Source organism: Streptomyces boncukensis (assembly GCF_011045075.1).
In the GTDB taxonomy this organism is placed as follows: domain Bacteria; phylum Actinomycetota; class Actinomycetes; order Streptomycetales; family Streptomycetaceae; genus Streptomyces; species Streptomyces boncukensis.
In genome coordinates, this window is the sequence record NZ_JAAKZZ010000909.1 from 1 (window position 1) to 1667 (window position 1667).

A 1667-nucleotide genomic window follows, 5' to 3' on the forward strand; every position below is an offset into this window, starting at 1 on the left:
GCCGCTGCCCGCAGCCGCCGGAACCGGCGAAGGCCGGACGGGGGGTGACCGGTGATCACCTGGCGCATCCATCTGCGGAACCTGGCGTTTCTGGCGCTCGGGGCGCTCGTCCTGATCCGGATCGCCGTCGGCTACGCGGACGTCGGCGAGTACATCGGCTTCCGCGACACCTACACGGTGCGGGTCGAACTGGCCCGGACCGGCGGCCTGTTCGAGAACGCCGGGGTCAGCTACCGGGGCACCCGGGTCGGCCGGGTGGACTCCCTCGCCCTGACCGACGACGGCGTCGAGGCGAAGCTGCGCATCGAGGACTCGGCGCCGCGCATCCCCGCGGACCTGCGGGCGCGGGTGGCCGGCCTGTCCGCCGTCGGCGAGCAGTACATCGACCTGCTGCCGCGGACCGACGAGGGGCCCTACCTGGCGGACGGCTCCGTGGTGTCCCGCGCGTCCACCAGCACCCCCGCGCCGGTGACCGACATGATCACCAGCCTGAACGCGCTGGCCGGCTCCGTACCGCTGGACTCGCTGCGCACCACGGTGGACGAGCTCGGCGACGCCTTCCACGGGCAGGGCCAGAACCTGCGGGTCCTGCTGGACACCGGGCGCGACTTCGTCAAGGCGGCCGACCGGGTGCTGCCCGAGACCGAGAAGCTGCTGGTCGACGCCGACACGGTGCTGCGCACCCAGAACCAGGAGGCCCGCGCCATCCGGGACTTCGCCACCGGGGCCCGGGGGCTGGCCGCGCAGCTGAAGGACTCCGACAGCGACCTGCGCAGCGTCATCGAGCGGGCCCCGGGCGCAGCGGACCAGGTCAGCGCGCTGCTGCGGGAGACCGACCCGGCGCTGAGCGTACTGCTGGCGAACCTCACCACGACCTCCGAGCTGCTGGTCACCCGGCAGCGCGGGACGGAGGAGCTGCTGGTGCGGCTGCCCAGGGTGATCGCCGCCGGGTCCTCCGCGCTCTCCCCCGACGGGCTCCGCTTCGGCATGGTGACCACCTTCTTCCAACCGCTCCCCTGCACCGGCGGCTACGGCGGCACCGCCTACCGCAACGGCCTGGACACCTCGCCTGCACCGCCGCTGAACACCGGCGCCCGCTGTACGGAGCCAGCCGCCGGCGGGAAGAACGTGCGCGGTTCGGCGCACGCGCCCAGCGCAGGCGTGCCGGAGCCGGCCCGACCGGGCCGCCCCCTGGGCGCCGCGGCGCTGCGGGACGGTGCGGACGTCTCCGACGGCCCCACCGGCATGAGCGGCCTGCTCGGACTGGAGGACCGATGATCAAGCTGCGGATCTCGCTGCGCGGGGCCCGCCCCTCGCTGCCCACCGGGTACCCCCTGGCCGCGCTGGCCGTCGCGCTGCTGACGGCGTGGTGCGCCCTCTCCGGCTGGCACTACGCGCAGGCCCGCGGAGACGGCGACCGCGGGTACGGGGAGGCCCGGGACGCGGCGCTGGAGGCGGCGCGGGACCACCTCGCCCGGCTCACCACGGTGGACGGGCGCCATGTCCGCACGAGCCTGCGCGGCTGGCGGGAGGTGACGACAGGCCCGCTCCGCGCCGAGCTGGCCAGGGACCGCAAGAAGAGCGCCGCGGTGCTCGCCGAGGAGGGCACCAGCACCCGGGGCACGGTCACCGACGCCGCCGTGACCCGGCTGGACCGGGAGGGCGGG

At 75.4% G+C, this 1667-nt stretch carries 2 protein-coding genes; both read left to right on the top strand.

Annotation, left to right across the window (positions count from 1 at the left end; genetic code table 11):
* Positions 1 to 51 precede the first annotated feature (51 nt).
* The gene (locus G5C65_RS36905) at positions 52 to 1278 is read left to right on the top strand and encodes an MCE family protein (RefSeq protein ID WP_165303400.1); all 1227 of its coding nucleotides are present in this window, start codon (positions 52 to 54) and stop codon (positions 1276 to 1278) included.
* Positions 1275 to 1667 (top strand): hypothetical protein (locus tag G5C65_RS36910; protein WP_165303401.1); only part of this gene is annotated, 393 nt, incomplete at its 3' end. The genes G5C65_RS36905 and G5C65_RS36910, both read left to right, overlap by 4 nt.